We start from the raw sequence: 22,745 nt of genomic DNA, 5'->3' as shown, positions 1-22,745 counted from the left end.
ATGCCGACCAACCCGTTCGAGGACACCGAGGCCCGCTACCTCGCGGTGGTCAACGACGAGGGCCAGTACGCCCTGTGGCCCGGCCACCTCGAGGTGCCGGCCGGCTGGCACACCCGCTTCGGGCCCGAGGCCCGGCAGACGGTCCTGGACCACATCGAGGAGGCCTGGACGGACATGCGTCCGCTCAGCCTCATCGGCGCCGTGAACTCCTAGGAGACCCCATGAGTACCCTCCGCACCCGGATGCGGTCGCCGTGGTGGGCGCTGTTCGCGATCTGCTGGGCGCAGTCCGTCGTCCTGCTCGACACCACCGCCGTGAACGTCGCGGTCCCGGAGATCACCAGTGGCCTGGACGCGAACCTCACCCAGGTGCTGTGGGTGATCAACGCCTATCTGCTCTCCTTCGCCGTACTGCTCGTCACCGGCGGACGCCTCGGCGATCTCTACGGGGCCCGCCGGGTCTTCCTCACCGGGCTGCTGATCTTCACCCTGGCCTCCGCCGCCTGCGGCCTCGCGGACACCCCCGGCCAGGCCATCGCCGCCCGGGTCCTCCAGGGCATCGGCGGAGCCCTGCTCACCCCGCAGGCCATGGTGATCATCAATCAGATGTTCCCCGTGGAGCGCCGCGGCGCCGCGCTCGGCGTCTGGGGCTCGTTCGCCGGCATCGTCGCCGCGGCCGGCCCCACCTTCGGCGGCTTCCTGGTGGCCTCGCTCGGCTGGCGCTGGATCTTCTGGATCAACCTCCCCATCGGGGCCGTCGGCGCCGTGCTGATGCTGCTCTGCGTGACCCGGGTGACGGGGGACAAGCGGCCCCGGCTCGACATGGCCGGCGCCGCGCTGCTCACCGTCGCGATGTTCCTCCTGGTCTACGCACTGCTGGAGGGCGAGTCCAGGAACTGGGGCACGGTCTGGGGCCCGGTCACCGTGCCCGTGCTGATCGCCGCCGGACTGCTGGTGCTCGCCGTGTTCGCGTTCGTCGAGCGACGGCGCCAGGACCGCGAACCGCTCGTCCCCTTCGCCGTGCTGCGCAACCGGAACTTCACCGTGATGGCCACCGTGGTCGGCGTCCTGCCGTGCGGCCTGGGCGGCATGATGCTGCTGACCCCGATGTACCTCCAGGAGGTCCAGCACCTCTCGGCCTTCCGCGCCGGACTGCTGGTCGCCGTCGCCCCCCTGGTCTCGGTCTTCATCGCCCCCTACTCGGGCCGGCTCACCGACCGCTTCGGCGGCAAGTACGTCATGGTCACCGGGCTGCTCTTCTTCGCCGGCGGCATCGCCCTGCTGGCCGCCCTGATCCGCGCCGACTCCGGACAGGCCGCGCTGCTCCCCGGGCTGCTCTGCGTCGGCGTCGGCATGGGGGTGGCCTTCGCCCCGGCGGCGGTCGTCGCCTTCCGGGACATCGACCCCGCCATGGCCGGCGCCGCCTCCGGACTGTTCAACACCACCCGGCTGTGCGGCAGTCTGCTCGGCTCCGCCGCCGTCGGCGCGCTCCTCCAGGTCCAGCTCGCCCGGCAGGACACCACCACCGCCATCCGCCTCACCTACCTGCTGCCCGTCGCCCTCATGCTCCTCGGGGCCGCGGTCACGCTCGCCGTCCGCGGGGCGAAGCCGGACGCCCCCGGTCCGGCCGAGTCCGCGGCCGGTGCCGCGCCGGCCCGGAGCGGCAGGAGCTGACCGGCGCACCCACCACCCGCACGCGACACCCGCCATTCAGAGAGGGCTTCCCGTGGAGTTCAGCCTCTTCTACTTCGCCGCCGGACAGCGCTCCGGTGACGACGGCTACCGACTGCTGCTCGACGGCGCACGCTTCGCCGACCGGCACGGATTCAGCGCCGTCTGGACACCGGAGCGCCACTTCCACGAGTTCGGCGGCCCGTACCCCAACCCCGCGGTGACCGGCGCCGCCGTCGCCGCCGTCACCGAACGGGTCGACGTCCGTGCCGGCAGCGTCGTCGGACCGCTGCACCACCCGGTGCGCATCGCCGAGGAGTGGGCGGTCGTCGACAACCTCTCCCGAGGCCGGGCCGGCCTCGCCTTCGCCTCCGGCTGGCACGCCGAGGACTTCGCGCTCCGCCCGGAGAACTACGCCGGCCGCAAGCAGGTCCTCACCGAGACCATCGAGACCGTGCGCGCCCTCTGGCGCGGGGAGAGCGTCCGGCTGACCGACGGAGAGGACAAGGAGGCGACCGTCCGCTCCTTCCCCGCCCCGGTCCGGCCCCACCTGCCGGTCTGGCTCACCAGCGCGGGCAGCGCCGACACCTTCCGGCACGCCGGAGCCCAGGGCTACGGCGTCCTGACGCATCTGCTCGGCCAGGAGCTCGCCGAGCTGGAGAAGAAGATCGCCGAATACCGGGCGGCGCTCCCCGCCACCGCTCCGGAGAACCCGGCGGCCGGCAAGGTCGCCCTGATGCTCCACACCTTCGTCGGCACCGACCGCGAAGCCGTCCGGGAGCGGGTGCGCGAACCGTTCAGCGCCTACATCCGCAGCTCCCTCGGGCTGATCATGAAGGCCGCCGGCGACATCCTGCCCGGCGTCGAACCGGACGACCTCGACCCGGAGGACCTGGACTTCCTCGTCGAGCACTCCTTCGGCAAGTACTTCGACACCGGTGGCCTCTTCGGCACCGTCGAGGACCTGATACCGCTGCTGGAGCGGATCGAGGCGGCGGGCGTGGACGAGGTCGCCTGCCTGATCGACTTCGGCGTCGACGACGACGCGGTGCTCGACTCGCTGACCCACCTCGGCCGCCTCCGCGAGGCCTGGACCGCACGGAGCACCCGATGAGACTGTGCCTGGTCTCCGGCACCGCCGCCGTGACCTCCGGCTGCCACCGCCTGACCGCCCTCGTGCGGGAGAGGGCGGGGCAGGCCGGCTTCGACGCCCGGGAGCTGGACCGTTCCCTGCTCACCCTCGCCGTCCTCGCCCCCGAGCGCTACGCCTCCGGCGAGCTGTACGAGGACCCGCGGGTCGGCCTGCTGCTGAGCGAGGTGACGGAGGCCGACGCCGTCGTCCTCACCACCCCCGTGCAGCACGGCTCCCTCTCCGGGGCCCTGAAGAACACCCTGGACCACCTGCCGCCCGGCGCGCTGACCGGCAAGCCGGTGCTGCTCGCCGCCACGGCGGTCAGCCTGCACAACGGCGCCACCGCCTGCGACCACCTCCGCTCGGTGGTGCGCTCGCTCGGCGGCTGGGCCGCACCCACCCAGATCGTCGCCGAACGGCCGGAACTGGGCCGGGCCGAGGCCCCCGGGGCCCTGCTGGAGCGGGTCGACGCCGGGCTAGCGGAGCTCGCGGAGCTGGTCCGGGCGTTCCGCGCCGCGGCGGTGGCACCGGTATGACACGCCACTGCGGCGGTGGCACCGGTATGAGACGCCACTGCGGCGGTGGCACCCGTATGAGCCGCCACCGCGGCACCGGCGGGCCCCGCCGCCCCGGCACGCCCCGCCGTCCCGCGGGGCGGCCCCGGTGCCGCCCGCACCGTCGGCCGCCCCGGTGATCCGCACCCGCACCGAAGGGGGAACCCGGTGGAACCGACCCTGCCCGAGGCGTCCACGCTGGCGCTGTTCTTCGTCACCGCCCTGGCGCTGATCGCCGTACCGGGGCCCAACATGCTGTTCATCCTGAGCCAGGGCGTCGTCCAGGGCCGGCGCGCCGCCTTCGCCGCGGCGCTGGGCGTGGAGCTCGGCACGCTGGTGCACGTCCTGGGCACGGTGGTGGGGCTGTCCGCCCTGATCGCCGCCTCGGCGCTCGCCTTCGACCTGCTGAAGTACGCCGGGGTGGCCTATCTGCTCTACCTGGCGGTGCGGGCGCTGCGCGCCCCCGCGGACGAGGGCCTGCCTCCCGGCGACGCCGCGGCCGGCGGCACCGCGCTGCGGCTGCTGCGGCGCGGAGCCCTGGTCAACATCCTCAACCCCAAGGTCGCCCTCTTCTTCCTGGCGCTGCTGCCGCAGTACGTGGCGCCGGAGCGCGGCTCGGTGCTGACCCAGTCCCTCGTCCTGGGGCTGGTCTTCTTCCTCGTCGCCCTGGGGCTCGACCTGTGCTACGCGCTGGCCTCCTCGGGCGTCGCCCGCTGGCTGGCCCGGCACGAGCGGTTCCGGCGGAGCCAGAAGTACGTCACCGGCGGGACGTACCTGGCGCTCGCGGGGGCGGCGCTGTTCGCGGGGCGCCCCGCGAGCCGGGCCTGACCCGCGCCGGTCGCGGAGCTCACGCCGGGCAGGCCCCTCGGGCCGCCCGGCGTGGGCATTTGTTTTGACCGGAGTCGATGCGATAGGTACGCTCAGACCTTGTGCCTGGGGTGTGCCCGGGTTCTTGTGCGTGCACCCACCCGGTCTTCGGCCGGGGTCTCCGCCGCACAGGATGCCGAGGCCGATGCACCGACCACATATGCACTTCCCGTTCACGGGAAACGTATGAGGTCGGCGACACACCCGACCGCGTGGGTCGGGGGAGGCCCCAGGTTAGCTTCACTAGACGGCACACAGAAACCGGAGAAACGGTGCCTACGATCCAGCAGCTGGTCCGGAAGGGCCGGCAGGACAAGGTCGAGAAGAACAAGACGCCCGCACTCGAGGGATCCCCTCAGCGCCGCGGCGTCTGCACGCGCGTGTTCACCACCACCCCGAAGAAGCCGAACTCGGCCCTGCGTAAGGTCGCGCGTGTGCGTCTGACCAGCGGGATCGAGGTCACCGCTTACATCCCGGGTGAGGGACACAACCTGCAGGAGCACTCCATCGTGCTCGTGCGTGGCGGTCGTGTGAAGGACCTGCCGGGTGTTCGTTACAAGATCATCCGTGGTTCGCTCGACACCCAGGGTGTCAAGAACCGCAAGCAGGCCCGCAGCCGCTACGGCGCCAAGAAGGAGAAGTAAAAAATGCCTCGTAAGGGCCCCGCCCCGAAGCGCCCGGTCATCATCGACCCGGTCTACGGTTCTCCTCTTGTCACCTCGCTGATCAACAAGGTGCTGCTCAACGGCAAGCGTTCCACCGCCGAGCGCATCGTGTACGGCGCCATGGAAGGCCTCCGCGAGAAGACCGGCAACGACCCGGTCATCACGCTCAAGCGCGCGCTCGAGAACATCAAGCCGACGCTCGAGGTCAAGTCCCGCCGTGTCGGTGGCGCCACCTACCAGGTGCCGATCGAGGTCAAGCCCGGCCGCGCCTCCACCCTCGCCCTCCGCTGGCTCGTGGGCTACTCGCGCGCCCGTCGCGAGAAGACCATGACCGAGCGCCTGATGAACGAGCTGCTGGACGCCAGCAACGGTCTCGGCGCCTCCGTCAAGCGTCGCGAGGACACCCACAAGATGGCCGAGTCCAACAAGGCCTTCGCGCACTACCGCTGGTAGTCGCTACCCCCATCGAGACCGAGAGAAGACTGAGCCATATGGCCACCACTTCGCTTGACCTGGCCAAGGTCCGCAACATCGGGATCATGGCCCACATCGACGCGGGCAAGACGACCACCACCGAGCGGATCCTGTTCTACACCGGTGTGAGCTACAAGATCGGTGAGGTCCACGACGGCGCTGCCACGATGGACTGGATGGAGCAGGAGCAGGAGCGTGGCATCACGATCACGTCCGCTGCCACCACCTGCCACTGGCCGCTGGCGAACGTCGACCACACGATCAACATCATCGACACCCCCGGGCACGTCGACTTCACCGTTGAGGTGGAGCGCTGTCTGCGTGTGCTCGACGGTGCCGTGACGGTGTTCGACGGTGTTGCCGGTGTTGAGCCGCAGTCCGAGACCGTGTGGCGTCAGGCGGACCGCTACGGCGTTCCGCGTATCTGCTTCGTCAACAAGCTGGACCGTACCGGTGCCGAGTTCCACCGCTGCGTGGACATGATCGTGGACCGCCTGGGCGCGGTTCCGCTGGTCATGCAGCTGCCGATCGGCGCGGAGGCGGACTTCAAGGGCGTCATCGACCTGGTGACGATGAAGGCCTACGTCTGGTCCGCCGAGGCGACCAAGGGCGAGATGTACGACACGATCGACATCCCGGAGACCCACGCCGAGGCGGCCGACGAGTGGCGCGGCAAGCTGCTCGAGGCCGTCGCCGAGAACGACGAAGAGATGATGGAGCTGTACCTCGAGGGCCAGGAGCCCACCGAGGAGCAGCTGTACGAGGCGATCCGTCGCATCACCATCAGCTCCGGCAAGGGCGGCGGCACCACCGTCACCCCCGTGTTCTGTGGCACCGCCTTCAAGAACAAGGGCGTTCAGCCCCTGCTCGACGCCGTTGTCCGCTACCTCCCCTCGCCGCTCGACGTCGAGGCCATCGAGGGCCACGCGGTCAACAACCCCGACGAGGTCATCACCCGCAAGCCGTCCGAGGACGAGCCGCTGTCGGCGCTGGCCTTCAAGATCTCGAGCGACCCCCACCTGGGCAAGCTCACCTTCGTCCGGGTGTACTCGGGCCGCCTGGAGTCCGGCACGCAGGTGCAGAACTCCGTCAAGGGCAAGAAGGAGCGCATCGGCAAGATCTACCGGATGCACGCGAACAAGCGTGAGGAGATCGACTCGGTGGGTGCCGGCGACATCATCGCCGTCATGGGTCTGAAGCAGACCACCACCGGTGAGACCCTCTGCGACTCGTCGAACCCGGTGATCCTGGAGTCGATGGACTTCCCGGCCCCCGTCATCCAGGTCGCCATCGAGCCCAAGTCGAAGGGCGACCAGGAGAAGCTGGGCGTCGCGATCCAGCGGCTGGCCGAGGAGGACCCGTCCTTCCAGGTCAACACCGACGAGGAGACCGGCCAGACCATCATCGCGGGTATGGGCGAGCTGCACCTCGACGTGCTGGTCGACCGTATGAAGCGTGAGTTCCGGGTCGAGGCCAACGTCGGTAAGCCGCAGGTCGCGTACCGCGAGACGCTGCGCAAGGCGGTCGAGCGGGTCGACTACACGCACAAGAAGCAGACTGGTGGTTCCGGCCAGTTCGCGAAGGTGCAGATCGCCATCGCGCCGCTCGAGGGCGAAGGCTACGAGTTCGAGAACAAGGTCACCGGTGGCCGCATCCCGCGGGAGTACATCCCGTCCGTGGACGCCGGCTGCCAGGAGGCCATGGAGTTCGGTGTTCTGGCCGGCTACCCGCTGACCGGCGTGAAGGTGACGCTGATCGACGGTGCCTACCACGACGTCGACTCCTCCGAGCTCGCGTTCAAGATCGCCGGCTCGATGGCCTTCAAGGAGGCTGCCCGCAAGGCCAGCCCGGCCCTGCTCGAGCCGATGATGAAGGTCGAGGTCACCACGCCCGAGGACTACATGGGCGACGTGATCGGCGACATCAACTCCCGCCGTGGACAGATTCAGTCCATGGAGGAGCGGTCCGGCGCCAAGCTGGTCACCGGTCTGGTGCCGCTGTCGGAGATGTTCGGTTACGTGGGAGACCTGCGCAGCAAGACCTCTGGTCGCGCAAGCTACTCCATGCAGTTCGACTCCTACGCCGAGGTTCCGCGGAACGTCGCCGAGGAGATCATCGCGAAGGTCAAGGGCGAGTAGCACCTGCTGCTCAGCGTTTAGGCTGGAGCAAAGGCACCCGGACATTCCGTCGCAGGCCGCACAGCGGTCTGCGGCGGGACCCGGGCGCCGGCCCCCAAGCGAATACGGCCAAGGGCGTCCCCTAGGGGTCCTGGTCGGTTCGGTAAGACCACCTGAACCCATCCGCGAAAAGAGCGGGTGGAGTACAGCACCAGTCCACAGGAGGACCCCAGTGGCGAAGGCGAAGTTCGAGCGGACTAAGCCGCACGTCAACATCGGCACCATCGGTCACATCGACCACGGTAAGACCACTCTTACCGCGGCGATCACCAAGGTGCTGCACGACGCGTTCCCGGACCTGAACGAGGCCTCGGCCTTCGACATGATCGACAAGGCGCCGGAAGAGCGCCAGCGTGGTATCACGATCTCCATCGCGCACGTCGAGTACCAGACCGACTCGCGTCACTACGCCCACGTTGACTGCCCGGGTCACGCGGACTACATCAAGAACATGATCACCGGTGCGGCGCAGATGGACGGCGCCATCCTCGTGGTCGCCGCCACCGACGGCCCGATGCCGCAGACCAAGGAGCACGTGCTCCTGGCCCGCCAGGTCGGTGTTCCGTACATCGTCGTCGCCCTGAACAAGGCCGACATGGTGGACGACGAGGAGATCCTGGAGCTCGTCGAGCTCGAGGTCCGTGAGCTCCTCTCGGAGTACGAGTTCCCGGGTGACGAGGTTCCGGTCGTCAAGGTCTCGGCGCTCAAGGCGCTCGAGGGCGACAAGGAGTGGGGCGAGTCCGTCCTCAACCTGATGAAGGCCGTCGACGACAGCATTCCGACTCCGGAGCGTGACGTCGACAAGCCGTTCCTCATGCCGATCGAGGACGTCTTCACCATCACCGGTCGCGGTACGGTCGTCACCGGCCGTATCGAGCGTGGTGTCCTGAAGGTCAACGAGACCGTCGACATCATCGGCATCAAGACCGAGAAGACCACCACCACGGTCACCGGCATCGAGATGTTCCGCAAGCTGCTCGACGAGGGCCAGGCCGGTGAGAACGTCGGTCTGCTCCTCCGTGGCATCAAGCGCGAGGACGTCGAGCGCGGCCAGGTCATCATCAAGCCGGGTTCGGTCACGCCGCACACCGAGTTCGAGGCCCAGGCCTACATCCTGTCGAAGGACGAGGGTGGCCGTCACACCCCGTTCTTCAACAACTACCGCCCGCAGTTCTACTTCCGTACCACGGACGTGACCGGCGTCGTGACCCTCCCCGAGGGCACCGAGATGGTCATGCCGGGCGACAACACCACCATGTCCGTCCAGCTGATCCAGCCGGTCGCCATGGAGGAGGGCCTCAAGTTCGCCATCCGTGAGGGTGGCCGGACCGTCGGCGCCGGCCAGGTCACCAAGATCAGCAAGTGATCATCGGGTTGACCCGGTAGCTCGACAGAGCACCCGAGGAGCCCCGCCCACCGTCAGGTGGGCGGGGCTCCTTGACAGTTGGGCCTCGATTGGCCTTAGGCGTCCCAGGTGTGGCACACTGTCCAGGTTGCTCGGTTGAGTGCCGATGCTGCACGCCTCCCGCCGGGAGGACTGGAAGCGAGTCCCGCAGTACTCGTCATCTCTTGTCAGAGGTGGAAGTACGGGAATCTTCCGGGAAGTGCCAGCGGGGCCCCAGCCAGGCACCCGGTGGGTGTTCTCCCCCGGCCGCGGTTTCGGCGCCGCGTCCCCTTTCGCAGGGAATTCCGTACGGAATTTTCTTGAGAAGGAACGCGACACGCCCGACCGCGTGGGTCGGAGGAGGGCAGTGCCTCCCTGGAGGCGCGGCCGACCGGGTCCCAGAGCGTTACGAGAGACAGGACTACGAAGTAGCCATGGCGGGACAGAAGATCCGCATCCGGCTCAAGGCCTACGACCACGAGGTCATCGACTCCTCGGCGAAGAAGATCGTCGAGACGGTGACCCGCACTGGTGCGTCGGTCGCGGGCCCGGTGCCGCTGCCCACAGAGAAGAACGTGTACTGCGTCATCAAGTCGCCGCACAAGTACAAGGACTCGCGCGAGCACTTCGAGATGCGCACGCACAAGCGCCTCATCGACATCCTCGACCCCACGCCGAAGACGGTCGACTCGCTCATGCGTCTCGACCTGCCGGCGGGCGTCGACATCGAGATCAAGCTCTGAGGTGACGCGCGAGATGGCTAAGCAGATCAAGGGCGTCCTGGGCGAGAAGCTCGGCATGACGCAGGTGTGGGACGAGAAGAACCGCGTCGTCCCGGTCACCGTCGTCAAGGCCGGTCCCTGCGTCGTGACCCAGGTCCGCACCAATGACGCGGACGGCTACGAAGCCGTCCAGATCGCCTTCGGCGAGATCGACCCCCGCAAGGTGAACAAGCCCCTCAAGGGCCACTTCGCCAAGGCGGATGTCACCCCGCGCCGCCACCTGGTGGAGCTGCGTACCGCTGACGCCAGCGAGTACACGCTCGGCCAGGAGGTCACCGCCGAGGTGTTCGAGTCCGGTGTGAAGGTCGACGTGACCGGCACCAGCAAGGGCAAGGGCACCGCCGGTGTCATGAAGCGCCACGGCTTCGGCGGCCTCGGCGCCGGCCACGGCACCCAGCGCAAGCACCGCTCGCCGGGCTCCATCGGTGGCTGCGCCACCCCGGGCCGCGTGTTCAAGGGCCTGCGCATGGCCGGCCGCATGGGCAACGAGCGGGTCACCACCCAGAACCTGACCGTCCACGCCGTTGACGCGGAGAAGGGCCTGCTCCTGATCAAGGGAGCGGTTCCTGGTCCGAACGGCGGCCTCGTCCTGGTCCGTACCGCGGCCAAGGGGGCCTGAGGTAACCGATGAGCACCATTGACATCCTTTCGCCGGCTGGCGACAAGGCCGGGACCGTCGAGCTCCCCACGGAGATCTTCGACGTGCAGGTCAGCGTTCCGCTGATCCACCAGGTCGTCGTCGCACAGCTGGCCGCGGCCCGTCAGGGCACGCACAAGACCAAGACCCGTGGCGAGGTCCGCGGCGGCGGCAAGAAGCCGTACCGCCAGAAGGGCACCGGCCGCGCCCGTCAGGGCTCGACCCGCGCCCCGCAGTTCGCCGGTGGTGGCGTCGTGCACGGTCCCGTGCCGCGTGACTACTCGCAGCGGACCCCGAAGAAGATGAAGGCCGCCGCCCTGCGCGGTGCCCTCTCCGACCGGGCGCGCCACAACCGCATCCACGTCGTCGCCGGCGTGGTCGAGGGCGAGGTCTCCACCAAGGCCGCCAAGACCCTGTTCGGCAAGATCAGCGAGCGCAAGAACCTGCTCCTGGTCGCCGACCGGTCCGACGAGGCCGCGTGGCTGTCCGCCCGCAACCTGCCCCAGGTGCACATCCTGGAGCCGGGCCAGCTGAACACGTACGACGTGCTCGTCTCCGACGACGTGGTCTTCACGCAGGCTGCCTTCGAGCGCTTCGTGGCGGGTCCCGCCGCGGCCGCCAAGGCCACCGCTTCCGAGGCTGAGCTCGAAGGGAGCGACGCCTGATGAGCGAGGCAACTGCAGCGGTCGTCACCAGCAAGACCTTCACGGACCCCCGTGACATTCTGGTCAAGCCGGTGGTGTCCGAGAAGAGCTACGCGCTGCTGGACGAGAACAAGTACACGTTCATCGTCGACCCGCGTGCCAACAAGACCCAGATCAAGCAGGCCGTCGAGACGGTCTTCTCGGTCAAGGTCACCGGGGTGAACACGATCAACCGGCAGGGCAAGCGCAAGCGCACCCGCACCGGTTTCGGCAAGCGCAAGGACACCAAGCGCGCCATCGTGACCCTTGCCGAGGGCGACCGCATCGACATCTTCGGCGGCCCGGTCTCCTAACGGAGGCCGGAGCGTCCAGAAGTCCGGAATCTTCCGAGGACTGAGAAATGGGAATCCGCAAGTACAAGCCGACGACCCCGGGCCGTCGTGGCTCCAGCGTCGCCGACTTCGTCGAGATCACGCGGTCCACGCCGGAGAAGTCGCTGGTCCGCCCGCTGCACAGCAAGGGCGGCCGTAACAACGCCGGTCGTGTGACCGTTCGCCACCAGGGCGGTGGCCACAAGCGCGCCTACCGTGTGATCGACTTCCGTCGTCACGACAAGGACGGCGTGCCGGCCAAGGTCGCGCACATCGAGTACGACCCGAACCGCACTGCGCGCATCGCGCTCCTGCACTACGCAGACGGCGAGAAGCGCTACATCCTCGCCCCGGCCAAGCTGGGCCAGGGCGACCGGATTGAGAACGGCGCGGGCGCCGACATCAAGCCGGGCAACAACCTCCCGCTGCGCAACATCCCGGTGGGTACGGTCATCCACGCCATCGAGCTCCGCCCCGGCGGCGGCGCGAAGATCGCCCGTTCCGCGGGCTCTTCCGTCCAGCTGCTGGCGAAGGAGGGCACCTACGCCCACCTGCGGATGCCCTCCGGCGAGGTCCGTCTGGTCGACATCCGCTGCCGCGCCACTGTTGGCGAGGTCGGCAACGCCGAGCAGTCGAACATCAACTGGGGCAAGGCCGGCCGTATGCGCTGGAAGGGCGTTCGCCCGACCGTCCGCGGTGTCGCCATGAACCCCGTCGACCACCCGCACGGTGGTGGTGAGGGCAAGACCTCCGGTGGTCGCCACCCGGTCTCGCCCTGGGGTCAGAAGGAGGGTCGTACTCGCTCGCCGAAGAAGGCCAGCAACAAGTACATCGTCCGCCGCCGCAAGACGAACAAGAAGCGCTAGGAGCGGGTTCAGATGCCGCGCAGTCTCAAGAAGGGGCCCTTCGTCGACGACCACCTGATCAAGAAGGTGGATGTCCAGAACGAAGCCGGTTCCAAGAACGTCATCAAGACCTGGTCCCGTCGCTCGATGATCGTCCCGGCGATGCTGGGCCACACGATCGCGGTGCACAACGGCAAGACCCATGTTCCGGTGTTCGTCACCGAGTCCATGGTCGGCCACAAGCTCGGCGAGTTTGCGCCGACCCGCACCTTCCGCGGCCACGTCAAGGACGACCGCAAGTCGAAGCGTCGCTGACAAGGCGGGGTGCGAAGACTATGACTGACACCGAAGGGACAACCATGGAAGCCAGGGCCCAGGCGCGGTACATCCGCGTCACGCCCATGAAGGCCCGCCGAGTGGTGGACCTCATCCGTGGCATGGACGCCACGGAGGCCCAGGCGGTCCTGCGTTTCGCCCCGCAGGCCGCGAGCGTGCCGGTGGGCAAGGTGCTGGACAGCGCCATTGCCAACGCCGCGCACAACTACGACCACACCGACGCCGACAGCCTCTTCATCTCCGAGGCCTACGTCGACGAGGGCCCGACCCTGAAGCGGTTCCGTCCGCGCGCCCAGGGCCGCGCCTACCGGATCCGCAAGCGGACCAGCCACATCACTGTGGTCGTCAGCAGCAAGGAAGGAACCCGGTAATGGGCCAGAAGGTTAACCCGCACGGGTTCCGGCTCGGCATCACCACGGACTTCAAGTCCCGTTGGTACGCCGACAAGCTGTACAAGGACTACGTCAAGGAAGACGTCGCCATCCGCCGGATGATGACGAAGGGCATGGAGCGGGCCGGCATCTCGAAGGTTGAGATCGAGCGCACCCGCGACCGCGTCCGCGTCGACATCCACACCGCCCGGCCGGGCATCGTCATCGGCCGTCGCGGCGCGGAGGCCGACCGCATCCGCGGCGAGCTGGAGAAGCTCACCGGCAAGCAGGTCCAGCTGAACATCCTCGAGGTCAAGAACCCCGAGACCGACGCTCAGCTGGTTGCCCAGGCCGTGGCCGAGCAGCTGTCCTCCCGCGTCTCCTTCCGTCGCGCCATGCGCAAGAGCATGCAGTCGACGATGAAGGCCGGCGCCAAGGGCATCAAGATCCAGTGCGGTGGCCGTCTCGGCGGCGCCGAGATGTCCCGCTCGGAGTTCTACCGCGAGGGCCGCGTGCCCCTGCACACGCTCCGTGCGAACGTCGACTACGGCTTCTTCGAGGCCAAGACGACCTTCGGCCGCATCGGTGTGAAGGTCTGGATCTACAAGGGCGACGTCAAGAACATCGCCGAGGTCCGCGCCGAGAACGCCGCTGCCCGCGCCGGCAACCGCCCGGCCCGTGGTGGCAACGACCGCCCGGCCCGTGGCGGCCGCGGTGGCGAGCGTGGCGGTCGCGGCCGTAAGCCGCAGCAGCAGTCGGCTCCGGCTGCCGAGGCCCCCAAGGCCGAGGCTCCCGCCGCTGCCGCTCCGGCCGAGTCCACCGGAACGGAGGCCTGACCGTCATGCTGATCCCCCGTAGGGTCAAGCACCGCAAGCAGCACCACCCGAAGCGCAACGGCATGGCCAAGGGTGGCACCGAGCTTGCGTTCGGCGAGTACGGCATCCAGGCGGTGACCCCGGCCTACGTGACGAACCGTCAGATCGAGTCGGCCCGTATCGCCATGACCCGCCACATCAAGCGTGGCGGCAAGGTCTGGATCAACATCTACCCGGACCGGCCGCTCACGAAGAAGCCTGCCGAGACCCGCATGGGTTCCGGTAAGGGTTCGCCGGAGTGGTGGATCGCGAACGTCAAGCCCGGTCGGGTGATGTTCGAGCTGTCCTACCCGAACGAGAAGGTTGCTAAGGAGGCGCTGACCCGCGCCGCCCACAAGCTTCCGATGAAGTGCCGGATCGTCCGGCGCGAGGCAGGTGAGTCGTGATGGCGGCCGGTACCAAGGCGACCGAGCTGCGCGAGCTGAACAACGAGGAACTCGTTGCCAAGCTGCGCGAGGCCAAGGAGGAGCTGTTCAACCTCCGCTTCCAGGCGGCGACCGGACAGCTCGAGAACCACGGCCGGCTGAAGGCCGTCCGCAAGGACATCGCCCGGATCTACACCCTGATGCGTGAGCGCGAGCTGGGCATCGAGACGGTGGAGAGCGCCTGATGAGCGAGAAGAATGTGACTGAGACGAACGACCGCGGCTTCCGCAAGACCCGTGAGGGTCTCGTCGTCAGCGACAAGATGGACAAGACCGTCGTCGTCGCCGTCGAGGACCGCGTCAAGCACGCGCTGTACGGCAAGGTCATCCGCCGTACCAACAAGCTCAAGGCGCACGACGAGCAGAACGCCGCGGGTGTCGGCGACCGTGTCCTCCTCATGGAGACCCGGCCGCTGTCCGCGACGAAGCGCTGGCGCGTCGTCGAGATCCTCGAGAAGGCCAAGTAGGCAATTCCCGCAAGGGAATTCCACGATTCATCCTGAAGGCATTCGCCTTCTGGACAGTTCCGCCAGGCTCGGCAGGGACTGGAGAGATCCAGTCCCTGCCGGGAACCGGCAGACGATCAGGAGATAGACGTGATCCAGCAGGAGTCGCGACTGCGCGTCGCCGACAACACTGGTGCGAAGGAGATCCTTTGCATCCGTGTTCTCGGTGGTTCCGGTCGCCGCTACGCGGGCATCGGTGACGTCATCGTCGCCACCGTGAAGGACGCGATCCCCGGTGGCAACGTGAAGAAGGGTGACGTCGTCAAGGCGGTCATCGTTCGCACCGTCAAGGAGCGCCGCCGTCCGGACGGCTCGTACATCCGCTTCGACGAGAACGCGGCCGTCATCCTCAAGAACGATGGCGACCCCCGCGGCACCCGTATCTTCGGCCCCGTGGGCCGTGAGCTGCGCGAGAAGAAGTTCATGAAGATCATCTCGCTCGCGCCGGAGGTGCTGTAACCGATGAAGATCAAGAAGGGCGACCTGGTCCAGGTCATCACCGGTAAGGACAAGGGCAAGCAGGGCAAGGTCATTCAGGCCTTCCCCGCTGACGACCGTGTTCTGGTCGAGGGTGTCAACCGGGTCAAGAAGCACACCAAGGCCGGTCAGACCGCTCGCGGTTCCAAGACCGGCGGCATCGTGACGACCGAGGCCCCGATCCACGTGAGCAATGTTCAGCTCGTGGTGGAGAAGGACGGCAACAAGGTTGTCACCCGCGTCGGATACCGCTTCGACGACGAAGGCAACAAGATCCGCGTTGCCAAGCGGACCGGTGAGGACATCTGATGACTGCCACCACCAACGCACCGCGCCTCAAGCAGCGCTACCGCGACGACATCCAGGGCAAGCTGAAGGACGAGTTCTCCTACGAGAACGTCATGCAGATCCCTGGTCTGACCAAGATCGTGGTCAACATGGGTGTGGGCGACGCCGCCCGCGACTCCAAGCTGATCGAGGGCGCCATCCGCGACCTCACCACGATCACCGGCCAGAAGCCGTCCGTCACCAAGGCCCGTAAGTCCATCGCGCAGTTCAAGCTGCGTGAGGGCCAGCCGATCGGTGCCCACGTCACCCTCCGCGGTGACCGCATGTGGGAGTTCCTGGACCGCCTGCTGTCGCTCGCGCTGCCGCGCATCCGCGACTTCCGCGGTCTGTCGCCGAAGCAGTTCGACGGCCGGGGCAACTACACCTTCGGTCTCACGGAGCAGGTCATGTTCCACGAGATCGACCAGGACAAGATCGACCGGGTCCGGGGTATGGACATCACCGTGGTCACCACGGCGACCAACGACGACGAGGGCCGTGCCCTGCTGCGTCACCTCGGCTTCCCGTTCAAGGAGAACTGACCGTGGCGAAGAAGGCTCTGATCGCTAAGGCCGCCCGCAAGCCGAAGTTCGGTGTGCGCGCGTACACCCGCTGCCAGCGCTGCGGCCGGCCGCACTCCGTCTACCGCAAGTTCGGCCTCTGCCGCGTGTGCCTTCGTGAGATGGCTCACCGTGGCGAGCTGCCGGGCGTGACCAAGAGCTCCTGGTAATCACCCCTCTGGGGTGATACCGGGCTCTCGGTAAGCAAATGGTTGGCGGGCTCCCGTACAAAAAGCCCCTCTGCGCTCCCGTAGAGTAGAGGGGTTGGGCGCCCGCCGCCCATGACCGTCTTACTACGCCGTAGGTCCCCGCGCCGCACCCGTCCCGACATCGTTCGGGGAGAGGGATGGCGCACATAGGAAACCCCGGCGAGAGAGGCCGAAGGCCATCATGACCATGACCGATCCGATCGCAGACATGTTGACCCGTCTGCGAAACGCTAACTCGGCTTACCACGACTCCGTCGTGATGCCGCACAGCAAGATCAAGTCGCACATCGCGGAGATCCTCCAGCAGGAGGGCTTCATCGTCGGCTGGAAGGTCGAGGACGCCGAGGTCGGCAAGAACCTCGTCCTCGAGCTGAAGTTCGGCCCGAACCGCGAGCGCTCGATCGCCGGCATCAAGCGGATTTCGAAGCCGGGCCTGCGGGTCTACGCAAAGTCCACCAATCTGCCGAAGGTCCTCGGCGGCCTGGGCGTGGCGATCATCTCCACGTCCCACGGTCTCCTGACCGGTCAGCAGGCCAGCAAGAAGGGCGTGGGTGGGGAAGTCCTCGCCTACGTCTGGTAGTCGGGAACGGAGGAAAAGCTCATGTCGCGTATTGGCAAGCTGCCCATCCAGGTTCCCGCCGGCGTGGACGTCACCATCGATGGCCGTACGGTCGCAGTGAAGGGCCCCAAGGGTTCTCTCTCGCACACCGTTGCCGCGCCCATCGAGGTCGCCAAGGGTGAGGACGGCGTGATCAACGTCACCCGCCCGAACGACGAGCGTCTGAACAAGGCCCTCCACGGCCTGTCCCGCACGCTGGTGGCGAACATGATCACCGGTGTGACCACGGGGTACAGCAAGGCGCTCGAGATCAGCGGTGTCGGTTACCGCGTCCAGGCCAAGGGCTCCAACCTGGAGTTCTCCCTGGGCTACAGCCACCCGATCCTCGTCGAGGCGCCGGAAGGCATCACCTTCAAGGTCGAGTCCCCGACCAAGCTCAGCGTCGAGGGCATCGACAAGCAGAAGGTCGGCGAGGTCGCCGCCAACATCCGCAAGCTGCGGAAGCCCGACCCGTACAAGGCCAAGGGCGTCAAGTACGCGGGCGAGGTCATCCGCCGCAAGGTCGGAAAGGCTGGTAAGTAAGCCATGGCATACGGTGTGAAGATCGCCAAGGGCAAGGCCTACAAGGGTGCTGCTCTCAAGCGTCGCCACATCCGCGTCCGTAAGCGGATCTCCGGAACGTCGGAGCGTCCCCGCCTGGTCGTGACGCGGTCCAACCGCCACATGGTCGCCCAGGTCATCGACGACATCGCGGGCCACACGCTCGCTTCGGCGTCGACTCTGGACACGTCCATCCGCGGTGGCGAGGCCGACAAGAGCGCGCAGGCCCAGCAGGTCGGCGCCCTGGTCGCCGAGCGTGCCAAGGCCGCCGGCATCGAGGCCGTCGTGTTCGACCGCGGTGGTAACAAGTACGCAGGGCGGATTGCCGCTCTGGCTGACGCCGCCCGCGAGGCCGGACTCAAGTTCTGAGCCGACCGTCGCGCCAGCGATCGAGTGTCGCTGCGTAGCTAGCGGACGTAAACGAGAGAGGTAATTCCAATGGCTGGACCCCAGCGCCGCGGGAGCGGTGCCGGTGGCGGCGAGCGGCGGGACCGGAAGGACCGGCGGGACGGCGGCGCTGCCGCCGAGAAGACCGCCTACGTCGAGCGTGTCGTCGCGATCAACCGCGTCGCCAAGGTTGTGAAGGGTGGTCGTCGCTTCAGCTTCACCGCGCTGGTCGTGGTGGGCGACGGTGACGGCACCGTGGGTGTCGGATACGGCAAGGCCAAGGAGGTGCCGGCCGCCATCGCCAAGGGTGTGGAGGAGGCCAAGAAGCACTTCTTCAAGGTCCCCCGGATCCAGGGCACCATCCCCCACCCCATCCAGGGCGAGAAGGCTGCGGGCGTCGTCCTGCTCAAGCCGGCTTCCCCCGGTACCGGTGTGATCGCCGGTGGCCCGGTGCGCGCCGTGCTGGAGTGCGCGGGCATCCACGACGTGCTCAGCAAGTCGCTCGGCTCGTCGAACCCGATCAACATCGTGCACGCCACGGTGGAGGCTCTCCGTGGGCTGCAGCGCCCCGAGGAGATCGCCGCCCGTCGTGGCCTGCCCCTCGAGGACGTCGCTCCCGCAGCCCTGCTGCGTGCGCGTGCCGGGGCGGGTGCGTGAGCATGGCCCGCCTCAAGATCACGCAGACGAAGTCCTACATCGGCAGCAAGCAGAACCACCGCGACACCCTGCGTTCGCTCGGGCTCAAGCGCCTGAACGACGTGGTTGTCAAGGAGGACCGCCCCGAGATCCGCGGCATGGCGAACACCGTGCGGCACCTCGTGACGGTCGAGGAGGTCGACTGACATGGCGGAGCAGAACCCGCTGAAGGTCCACAACCTCCGGCCCGCCCCGGGCGCCAAGACCGCCAAGACCCGTGTGGGTCGTGGTGAGGCGTCCAAGGGTAAGACCGCTGGTCGTGGCACCAAGGGCACCAAGGCCCGCTACCAGGTTCCGGAGCGCTTCGAGGGTGGGCAGATGCCCCTCCACATGCGGCTCCCGAAGCTCAAGGGCTTCAAGAACCCGTTCCGCACCGAGTTCCAGGTCGTGAACCTGGACAAGCTGGCTGCGCTCTACCCGCAGGGTGGCGAGGTCACGGTGGCCGACCTGGTCGCCAAGGGTGCGGTTCGCAAGAACCAGCTCGTCAAGGTGCTCGGCACCGGCGAGATCACCGTGGCGCTGCAGGTGACGGTCGACGCCGTCTCCGGCTCCGCCAAGGAGAAGATCACCGCCGCTGGCGGCACCGTCACCGAGCTCGTCTGAGCCCGATGACTCATCCAGCCGGGGATGCCCTCAAATGGGGCATCCCCGGTTGGTCGTTCCAAGGGGGGCACGTGCGCCGGTATGGTGGCGTGCAGTATTGCTGTAAACACCGGGGCTCGCCCCGGGCCGCGCGGACTGTGCCCGTGCGGCTTTTGACTGACCAGTATTCGTCGATTCTCACGACCGTCACCTCTCGCGCCGATACGCGGGGGTCGCAGGAGGCACCGTGCTCACCGCGTTCGCCCGAGCGTTCAAGACGCCCGACCTGCGCAAAAAACTGCTGTTCACACTCGCCATCATCGTGCTGTTCCGGCTCGGGGCGCACATCCCGCTGCCGGGAGTCAGCTTCCCGGACGTCAATGCGTGTGTGAAGCAGGCAGAGGGCACCCAGGGCCTCTTCGGCCTGGTCAACATGTTCAGCGGCGGCGCACTGCTGCAGCTGACGATCTTCGCGCTCGGGATCATGCCGTACATCACGGCGAGCATCATCCTGCAGCTGCTGACCGTGGTCATTCCACGGCTGGAGGCCCTCAAGAAGGAGGGGTCGTCCGGCCAGGCCAAGATCACGCAGTACACCCGGTACCTGACGGTGGCGCTGGCGGTGCTCCAGGGGACCGGCCTGGTGGCCACGGCTCAGGGCGGCTCGCTCTTCCCGCAGTGCGACCGGGCCGCGCAGATCATCCCGGACCGTTCGATCTTCATGACCATCACGATGGTCATCACCATGACCGCCGGCACCTGCCTGATCATGTGGCTCGGTGAGCTCGTCACCGACCGCGGCATCGGCAACGGCATGTCGATCCTGATGTTCATCTCGATCGCGGCCGGCTTCCCGTCCGCGCTCTGGTCGATCAAGCAGCAGGGCAAGATCGCTGACGGCTGGGTCGAGTTCGGTGTGGTGATCCTGGTCGGTCTGGCGATGGTGGGCCTGGTCGTCTTCGTGGAGCAGGCCCAGCGCCGGATCCCGGTGCAGTACGCGAAGCGCATGATCGGCCGCAGGTCCTACGGCGGCACGTCCACGTACATCCCGCTCAAGGTGAACCAGGCAGGTGTGATTCCTGTCATCTTCGCCTCCTCGCTGCTCTACATTCCGGCCCTGCTGGTGCAGTTCAGTGGCTCGAAGGCGGGCTGGGCGACGTGGATCAACACCCATCTGGTCAAGGGCGACCACCCGTATTACATGGTCACGTACTTCCTCCTGATCGTTTTCTTCGCGTTCTTCTACGTGGCGATCTCGTTCAACCCCGAGGAAGTCGCGGACAACATGAAGAAGTATGGTGGCTTCATCCCGGGCATCCGGGCTGGTCGACCTACTGCTGAGTACCTGAGCTACGTGCTCAATCGGATCACCTGGCCGGGGTCGCTGTACCTGGGCTTGATCGCACTTGTGCCGACGACGGCGTTGGCAGGTTTCGGTGCCAACCAGAACTTCCCGTTCGGCGGGACGAGCATCCTGATCATCGTGGGTGTGGGTCTGGAAACCGTGAAGCAGATCGAGAGCCAGCTTCAGCAGCGTAACTACGAAGGGTTCCTCCGCTGATGCGAATCGTCCTCGTCGGGCCGCCCGGTGCGGGCAAGGGCACGCAGGCCGCGTACCTCGCCAAGAATCTGTCGATCCCGCACATCTCCACGGGAGACCTCTTCCGCGCCAACATCAGCCAGGGCACGCCCCTCGGCAAGAAGGCGCAGGAGTACATGAAGGCCGGCCAGCTGGTGCCGGACGAGGTCACCATCGGGATGGCCAAGGCACGCCTGGAGGAGCCGGACGCCGCGGACGGCTTCCTGCTGGACGGCTTCCCCCGCAACCTCAACCAGGCCAAGGTCCTGGACGAGATCCTCGACGAGAAGAGCATCCGCCTCGACGCGGTGCTCGACCTCGAGGTCCCGGAGGACGAGGTCGTCAAGCGGATCGCGGGCCGCCGCATCTGCCGCAACGACAGCAGCCACGTCTTCCACGTCACCTACAGCGCGCCGAAGGCCGAAGGGGTCTGCGACCACTGCGGCGGCGAGCTGTACCAGCGGGACGACGACACCGAGGAAACGGTCCGCAAGCGCCTCGAGGTCTACCACCGCGAGACCGAGCCGATCATCGACTACTACAAGGCCCAGGGCCTGGTGGTGACGATCTCTGCGCTCGGCAAGGTGACCGAGGTGACCCAGCGGGCCATGGAGGCGCTCCGGCAGAACGCTGCCTGAGGCCTGCACGGATCGGAACAGAGCACGGAACGGCCGTGGTGTCCCCGGACACCGCGGCCGTTTTCGGTTGGCCGGTTACCGTAAGGACGACAACCGATTCATCGAGGAACCCAGCGGAGACGATTCCCCTCCGCGACAGTGGCGGCGTGACCGCGGAGAGGCAGCAGGAGACCCATGGTGGAGATCAAGACCCCGGAGCAGATCGCCAAGATGCGGGCGGCGGGGCTGGTCGTGGCGAAGATCCACGACGCGTGCCGTGCGGCCGCCGTGCCGGGCGCCACCACCAAGGACCTGGACGACGTCGCGCGCAAGGTGCTCGCCGAGAACGGCGCCAAGTCGAACTTCCTCGGCTACGGCGGCTTCCCGGCCACCATCTGCACCTCGGTGAACGACATCGTGGTGCACGGCATCCCGGACACCGACACGGTCCTGAAGGACGGTGACCTGCTCTCGATCGACGCCGGCGCCATCGTCGAGGGCTGGCACGGCGACGCGGCCCTCACCGTCTTCGTGGGCACCGGACACGCCCCGGAGCTGCACGAGCTCTCCCGGGTGACCGAGGAGTCCATGTGGGCCGGCATCGCCGCGGTGAAGAACGGCAACCGGCTGGTCGACATCTCCCGGGCCATCGAGACCTACATCCGCCGGCAGCCCCGCCCGGCCACCGGGAAGTACGGGATCATCGAGGACTACGGGGGCCACGGCATCGGCTCCGAGATGCACATGGACCCGCACCTGCTGAACTACGTCGAGCGGCGCCGCGGCCGCGGCCCCAAGCTGGTGCCGGGCTTCTGCATCGCGATCGAGCCGATGGTCGGCCTCGGCACGCCGCGGACCCACGTCCTGGAGGACGACTGGACCGTCAAGACGGACGACGGCAGCTGGAGCAGCCACTGGGAGCACTCGGTCGCGCTGACCGAGGAGGGCCCGCTGGTCCTGACCGCAGTCGACGGCGGAAAGGCGAAGCTCGCCGAGTACGGCGTCACCACCGCGCCGGACCCGCTGGCTTAATGATCTACGCTACGGGGCATCCTTCCTCGATTCGTCTTTCCGAGTGCCCTGGCGTAGACTGACGCGTCGGCTCTCGTGTATCCGTGTGTCCGCATGCGTAGACGAGGGCCGATCAAGGTAGCCGATTCGAAGGGCGAAGCGTGGCCAAGAAGCAAGGTGCCATCGAGATCGAGGGCACCGTGATCGAGTCCCTGCCGAACGCCATGTTCAAGGTGGAGCTCCAGAACGGTCACAAGGTCCTCGCGCACATCAGCGGCAAGATGCGGATGCACTACATCCGCATCCTCCCGGATGACCGGGTCGTCGTGGAGCTCTCTCCCTACGACCTGACGCGCGGTCGGATCGTCTACCGCTACAAGTAGATCTTGCCGAGGCCCTCGTCCGCGGGGGACCGGCACTGACCCGG

Annotated in this window: 34 protein-coding genes; all 34 read left to right on the top strand. The window is 67.5% G+C overall.

The window, feature by feature from the left end; genetic code table 11:
• The 34 genes from AC3EQ1_RS14210 to infA all read left to right on the top strand — a co-directional run bounded on the left by AC3EQ1_RS14210 (position 1) and on the right by infA (position 22,701).
• Positions 1–213, top strand: coding sequence for an MbtH family protein (locus tag AC3EQ1_RS14210; protein WP_432094667.1), 213 nt, complete (start codon positions 1–3; stop codon positions 211–213).
• An 8-nt stretch (positions 214–221) separates the two neighbouring features.
• Entirely contained in the window at positions 222–1,673 is a 1,452-nt protein-coding gene (locus AC3EQ1_RS14205) for an MFS transporter (RefSeq protein WP_432094666.1), read from the top strand.
• A gap of 52 nt (positions 1,674–1,725) precedes the next feature.
• Positions 1,726–2,784 carry a MupA/Atu3671 family FMN-dependent luciferase-like monooxygenase gene (locus AC3EQ1_RS14200; RefSeq protein WP_432094665.1) on the top strand — a complete coding sequence of 353 codons (1,059 nt, stop codon included), beginning with the start codon at positions 1,726–1,728 and terminating at the stop codon, positions 2,782–2,784.
• Positions 2,781–3,338, top strand: a complete 558-nt coding sequence (locus AC3EQ1_RS14195; protein ID WP_432094664.1) for an NADPH-dependent FMN reductase — start codon at positions 2,781–2,783, stop codon at positions 3,336–3,338. Before AC3EQ1_RS14200 ends, AC3EQ1_RS14195 begins: the two co-directional genes overlap by 4 nt.
• 186 nt (positions 3,339–3,524) lie before the next feature.
• Positions 3,525–4,184, top strand: coding sequence for a LysE family translocator (locus AC3EQ1_RS14190; protein ID WP_432094663.1), 660 nt, complete (start codon positions 3,525–3,527; stop codon positions 4,182–4,184).
• Between the two features lie 311 nt (positions 4,185–4,495).
• Positions 4,496–4,867, top strand: a complete 372-nt coding sequence (gene rpsL / locus AC3EQ1_RS14185; protein WP_003948652.1) for a 30S ribosomal protein S12 — start codon at positions 4,496–4,498, stop codon at positions 4,865–4,867.
• 3 nt (positions 4,868–4,870) lie between these two features.
• The gene (gene rpsG / locus AC3EQ1_RS14180) at positions 4,871–5,341 is read left to right on the top strand and encodes a 30S ribosomal protein S7 (RefSeq protein WP_432094662.1); all 471 of its coding nucleotides are present in this window, start codon (positions 4,871–4,873) and stop codon (positions 5,339–5,341) included.
• Between the two features lie 38 nt (positions 5,342–5,379).
• The gene (gene fusA, locus AC3EQ1_RS14175) at positions 5,380–7,500 is read left to right on the top strand and encodes an elongation factor G (protein ID WP_432094661.1); all 2,121 of its coding nucleotides are present in this window, start codon (positions 5,380–5,382) and stop codon (positions 7,498–7,500) included.
• Positions 7,501–7,711: 211 nt separating this feature from the next.
• A complete protein-coding gene (tuf, locus tag AC3EQ1_RS14170) occupies positions 7,712–8,905 on the top strand; it encodes an elongation factor Tu (protein ID WP_432094660.1) in 1,194 nt (397 codons plus the stop codon).
• A 452-nt stretch (positions 8,906–9,357) separates the two neighbouring features.
• A complete protein-coding gene (rpsJ, locus tag AC3EQ1_RS14165; RefSeq protein WP_003948644.1) occupies positions 9,358–9,666 on the top strand; it encodes a 30S ribosomal protein S10 in 309 nt (102 codons plus the stop codon).
• A gap of 13 nt (positions 9,667–9,679) precedes the next feature.
• Positions 9,680–10,324, top strand: coding sequence for a 50S ribosomal protein L3 (gene rplC, locus AC3EQ1_RS14160; RefSeq protein ID WP_432094659.1), 645 nt, complete (start codon positions 9,680–9,682; stop codon positions 10,322–10,324).
• 8 nt (positions 10,325–10,332) lie between these two features.
• Positions 10,333–11,007 carry a 50S ribosomal protein L4 gene (gene rplD, locus AC3EQ1_RS14155; protein WP_432094658.1) on the top strand — a complete coding sequence of 225 codons (675 nt, stop codon included), beginning with the start codon at positions 10,333–10,335 and terminating at the stop codon, positions 11,005–11,007.
• Complete coding sequence (gene rplW, locus AC3EQ1_RS14150) at positions 11,007–11,339, top strand: 50S ribosomal protein L23 (RefSeq protein WP_432094657.1); 333 nt, start codon at positions 11,007–11,009, stop codon at positions 11,337–11,339. The genes rplD and rplW overlap by 1 nt, the downstream gene beginning before the upstream one ends.
• A 47-nt stretch (positions 11,340–11,386) precedes the next feature.
• A complete protein-coding gene (gene rplB / locus AC3EQ1_RS14145) occupies positions 11,387–12,223 on the top strand; it encodes a 50S ribosomal protein L2 (protein ID WP_351511158.1) in 837 nt (278 codons plus the stop codon).
• A 12-nt stretch (positions 12,224–12,235) separates the two neighbouring features.
• Complete coding sequence (rpsS, locus tag AC3EQ1_RS14140; RefSeq protein ID WP_351511160.1) at positions 12,236–12,517, top strand: 30S ribosomal protein S19; 282 nt, start codon at positions 12,236–12,238, stop codon at positions 12,515–12,517.
• Between the two features lie 44 nt (positions 12,518–12,561).
• On the top strand, positions 12,562–12,909 hold the full coding sequence (gene rplV, locus AC3EQ1_RS14135; RefSeq protein ID WP_003974262.1) for a 50S ribosomal protein L22: 348 nt from the start codon (positions 12,562–12,564) through the stop codon (positions 12,907–12,909).
• Positions 12,909–13,745, top strand: coding sequence for a 30S ribosomal protein S3 (rpsC, locus tag AC3EQ1_RS14130; RefSeq protein ID WP_351511162.1), 837 nt, complete (start codon positions 12,909–12,911; stop codon positions 13,743–13,745). The genes rplV and rpsC overlap by 1 nt, the downstream gene beginning before the upstream one ends.
• A gap of 5 nt (positions 13,746–13,750) precedes the next feature.
• On the top strand, positions 13,751–14,170 hold the full coding sequence (gene rplP, locus AC3EQ1_RS14125) for a 50S ribosomal protein L16 (protein ID WP_351511164.1): 420 nt from the start codon (positions 13,751–13,753) through the stop codon (positions 14,168–14,170).
• Entirely contained in the window at positions 14,170–14,394 is a 225-nt protein-coding gene (rpmC, locus tag AC3EQ1_RS14120; RefSeq protein WP_043264893.1) for a 50S ribosomal protein L29, read from the top strand. The genes rplP and rpmC overlap by 1 nt, the downstream gene beginning before the upstream one ends.
• Complete coding sequence (rpsQ, locus tag AC3EQ1_RS14115) at positions 14,394–14,675, top strand: 30S ribosomal protein S17 (RefSeq protein WP_351511166.1); 282 nt, start codon at positions 14,394–14,396, stop codon at positions 14,673–14,675. The genes rpmC and rpsQ overlap by 1 nt, the downstream gene beginning before the upstream one ends.
• 129 nt (positions 14,676–14,804) lie before the next feature.
• The gene (gene rplN, locus AC3EQ1_RS14110; protein WP_003998823.1) at positions 14,805–15,173 is read left to right on the top strand and encodes a 50S ribosomal protein L14; all 369 of its coding nucleotides are present in this window, start codon (positions 14,805–14,807) and stop codon (positions 15,171–15,173) included.
• A gap of 3 nt (positions 15,174–15,176) precedes the next feature.
• On the top strand, positions 15,177–15,500 hold the full coding sequence (gene rplX / locus AC3EQ1_RS14105; RefSeq protein WP_351511168.1) for a 50S ribosomal protein L24: 324 nt from the start codon (positions 15,177–15,179) through the stop codon (positions 15,498–15,500).
• A complete protein-coding gene (gene rplE / locus AC3EQ1_RS14100) occupies positions 15,500–16,060 on the top strand; it encodes a 50S ribosomal protein L5 (RefSeq protein ID WP_351511170.1) in 561 nt (186 codons plus the stop codon). The genes rplX and rplE overlap by 1 nt, the downstream gene beginning before the upstream one ends.
• Before the next feature lie 2 nt (positions 16,061–16,062).
• Positions 16,063–16,248: a type Z 30S ribosomal protein S14 gene (locus tag AC3EQ1_RS14095; protein ID WP_003956452.1), complete on the top strand. Its 186-nt coding sequence runs from the start codon at positions 16,063–16,065 to the stop codon at positions 16,246–16,248.
• Between the two features lie 220 nt (positions 16,249–16,468).
• Positions 16,469–16,867, top strand: a complete 399-nt coding sequence (gene rpsH, locus AC3EQ1_RS14090) for a 30S ribosomal protein S8 (RefSeq protein WP_432094656.1) — start codon at positions 16,469–16,471, stop codon at positions 16,865–16,867.
• 21 nt (positions 16,868–16,888) lie between these two features.
• Complete coding sequence (gene rplF / locus AC3EQ1_RS14085; RefSeq protein WP_351511173.1) at positions 16,889–17,428, top strand: 50S ribosomal protein L6; 540 nt, start codon at positions 16,889–16,891, stop codon at positions 17,426–17,428.
• Positions 17,429–17,431: 3 nt separating this feature from the next.
• On the top strand, positions 17,432–17,815 hold the full coding sequence (gene rplR, locus AC3EQ1_RS14080; RefSeq protein ID WP_351511175.1) for a 50S ribosomal protein L18: 384 nt from the start codon (positions 17,432–17,434) through the stop codon (positions 17,813–17,815).
• A gap of 69 nt (positions 17,816–17,884) precedes the next feature.
• On the top strand, positions 17,885–18,490 hold the full coding sequence (gene rpsE, locus AC3EQ1_RS14075; RefSeq protein ID WP_351511177.1) for a 30S ribosomal protein S5: 606 nt from the start codon (positions 17,885–17,887) through the stop codon (positions 18,488–18,490).
• A 2-nt stretch (positions 18,491–18,492) separates the two neighbouring features.
• On the top strand, positions 18,493–18,675 hold the full coding sequence (gene rpmD, locus AC3EQ1_RS14070) for a 50S ribosomal protein L30 (protein WP_351511179.1): 183 nt from the start codon (positions 18,493–18,495) through the stop codon (positions 18,673–18,675).
• Position 18,676: 1 nt separating this feature from the next.
• Positions 18,677–19,132 carry a 50S ribosomal protein L15 gene (rplO, locus tag AC3EQ1_RS14065; protein WP_351511181.1) on the top strand — a complete coding sequence of 152 codons (456 nt, stop codon included), beginning with the start codon at positions 18,677–18,679 and terminating at the stop codon, positions 19,130–19,132.
• Positions 19,133–19,358: 226 nt separating this feature from the next.
• Complete coding sequence (secY, locus tag AC3EQ1_RS14060) at positions 19,359–20,672, top strand: preprotein translocase subunit SecY (RefSeq protein ID WP_432094655.1); 1,314 nt, start codon at positions 19,359–19,361, stop codon at positions 20,670–20,672.
• Positions 20,672–21,328: an adenylate kinase gene (locus tag AC3EQ1_RS14055; RefSeq protein ID WP_388849777.1), complete on the top strand. Its 657-nt coding sequence runs from the start codon at positions 20,672–20,674 to the stop codon at positions 21,326–21,328. The genes secY and AC3EQ1_RS14055 overlap by 1 nt, the downstream gene beginning before the upstream one ends.
• Before the next feature lie 174 nt (positions 21,329–21,502).
• Positions 21,503–22,339 carry a type I methionyl aminopeptidase gene (gene map, locus AC3EQ1_RS14050; RefSeq protein ID WP_432094654.1) on the top strand — a complete coding sequence of 279 codons (837 nt, stop codon included), beginning with the start codon at positions 21,503–21,505 and terminating at the stop codon, positions 22,337–22,339.
• A gap of 140 nt (positions 22,340–22,479) precedes the next feature.
• On the top strand, positions 22,480–22,701 hold the full coding sequence (gene infA, locus AC3EQ1_RS14045) for a translation initiation factor IF-1 (RefSeq protein WP_003956442.1): 222 nt from the start codon (positions 22,480–22,482) through the stop codon (positions 22,699–22,701).
• Positions 22,702–22,745: the final 44 nt, after the last annotated feature.

It is taken from the genome of Streptomyces sp. bgisy100 (assembly GCF_057709105.1).
The sequence above is the reverse complement of the archived record's forward strand: the minus strand, read 5'-3'. Positions and strand labels throughout refer to the sequence as shown.

Bases quoted from the DNA above. Each gene is read 5' to 3' on its own strand.
- rpsJ (WP_003948644.1), top strand. From the start codon at position 9,358: ATGGCGGGACAGAAGATCCGCATCCGGCTCAAGGCCTACGACCACGAG.
- rplR (WP_351511175.1), top strand. From the start codon at position 17,432: ATGGCATACGGTGTGAAGATCGCCAAGGGCAAGGCCTACAAGGGTGCT.
- rpmC (WP_043264893.1), top strand. From the start codon at position 14,170: ATGGCGGCCGGTACCAAGGCGACCGAGCTGCGCGAGCTGAACAACGAG.
- rpsS (WP_351511160.1), top strand. From the start codon at position 12,236: ATGCCGCGCAGTCTCAAGAAGGGGCCCTTCGTCGACGACCACCTGATC.
- rplE (WP_351511170.1), top strand. From the start codon at position 15,500: ATGACTGCCACCACCAACGCACCGCGCCTCAAGCAGCGCTACCGCGAC.
- rplF (WP_351511173.1), top strand. From the start codon at position 16,889: ATGTCGCGTATTGGCAAGCTGCCCATCCAGGTTCCCGCCGGCGTGGAC.
- rplB (WP_351511158.1), top strand. From the start codon at position 11,387: ATGGGAATCCGCAAGTACAAGCCGACGACCCCGGGCCGTCGTGGCTCC.
- rplW (WP_432094657.1), top strand. From the start codon at position 11,007: ATGAGCGAGGCAACTGCAGCGGTCGTCACCAGCAAGACCTTCACGGAC.
- AC3EQ1_RS14055 (WP_388849777.1), top strand. From the start codon at position 20,672: ATGCGAATCGTCCTCGTCGGGCCGCCCGGTGCGGGCAAGGGCACGCAG.
- rpsC (WP_351511162.1), top strand. From the start codon at position 12,909: ATGGGCCAGAAGGTTAACCCGCACGGGTTCCGGCTCGGCATCACCACG.
- rplD (WP_432094658.1), top strand. From the start codon at position 10,333: ATGAGCACCATTGACATCCTTTCGCCGGCTGGCGACAAGGCCGGGACC.
- rpmD (WP_351511179.1), top strand. From the start codon at position 18,493: ATGGCCCGCCTCAAGATCACGCAGACGAAGTCCTACATCGGCAGCAAG.
- AC3EQ1_RS14205 (WP_432094666.1), top strand. From the start codon at position 222: ATGAGTACCCTCCGCACCCGGATGCGGTCGCCGTGGTGGGCGCTGTTC.
- AC3EQ1_RS14195 (WP_432094664.1), top strand. From the start codon at position 2,781: ATGAGACTGTGCCTGGTCTCCGGCACCGCCGCCGTGACCTCCGGCTGC.
- fusA (WP_432094661.1), top strand. From the start codon at position 5,380: ATGGCCACCACTTCGCTTGACCTGGCCAAGGTCCGCAACATCGGGATC.
- rplO (WP_351511181.1), top strand. From the start codon at position 18,677: ATGGCGGAGCAGAACCCGCTGAAGGTCCACAACCTCCGGCCCGCCCCG.
- rplV (WP_003974262.1), top strand. From the start codon at position 12,562: ATGGAAGCCAGGGCCCAGGCGCGGTACATCCGCGTCACGCCCATGAAG.
- rplP (WP_351511164.1), top strand. From the start codon at position 13,751: ATGCTGATCCCCCGTAGGGTCAAGCACCGCAAGCAGCACCACCCGAAG.
- rpsE (WP_351511177.1), top strand. From the start codon at position 17,885: ATGGCTGGACCCCAGCGCCGCGGGAGCGGTGCCGGTGGCGGCGAGCGG.
- rpsH (WP_432094656.1), top strand. From the start codon at position 16,469: ATGACCATGACCGATCCGATCGCAGACATGTTGACCCGTCTGCGAAAC.
- rpsG (WP_432094662.1), top strand. From the start codon at position 4,871: ATGCCTCGTAAGGGCCCCGCCCCGAAGCGCCCGGTCATCATCGACCCG.
- rplC (WP_432094659.1), top strand. From the start codon at position 9,680: ATGGCTAAGCAGATCAAGGGCGTCCTGGGCGAGAAGCTCGGCATGACG.
- rplX (WP_351511168.1), top strand. From the start codon at position 15,177: ATGAAGATCAAGAAGGGCGACCTGGTCCAGGTCATCACCGGTAAGGAC.
- rpsQ (WP_351511166.1), top strand. From the start codon at position 14,394: ATGAGCGAGAAGAATGTGACTGAGACGAACGACCGCGGCTTCCGCAAG.
- map (WP_432094654.1), top strand. From the start codon at position 21,503: ATGGTGGAGATCAAGACCCCGGAGCAGATCGCCAAGATGCGGGCGGCG.
- AC3EQ1_RS14210 (WP_432094667.1), top strand. From the start codon at position 1: ATGCCGACCAACCCGTTCGAGGACACCGAGGCCCGCTACCTCGCGGTG.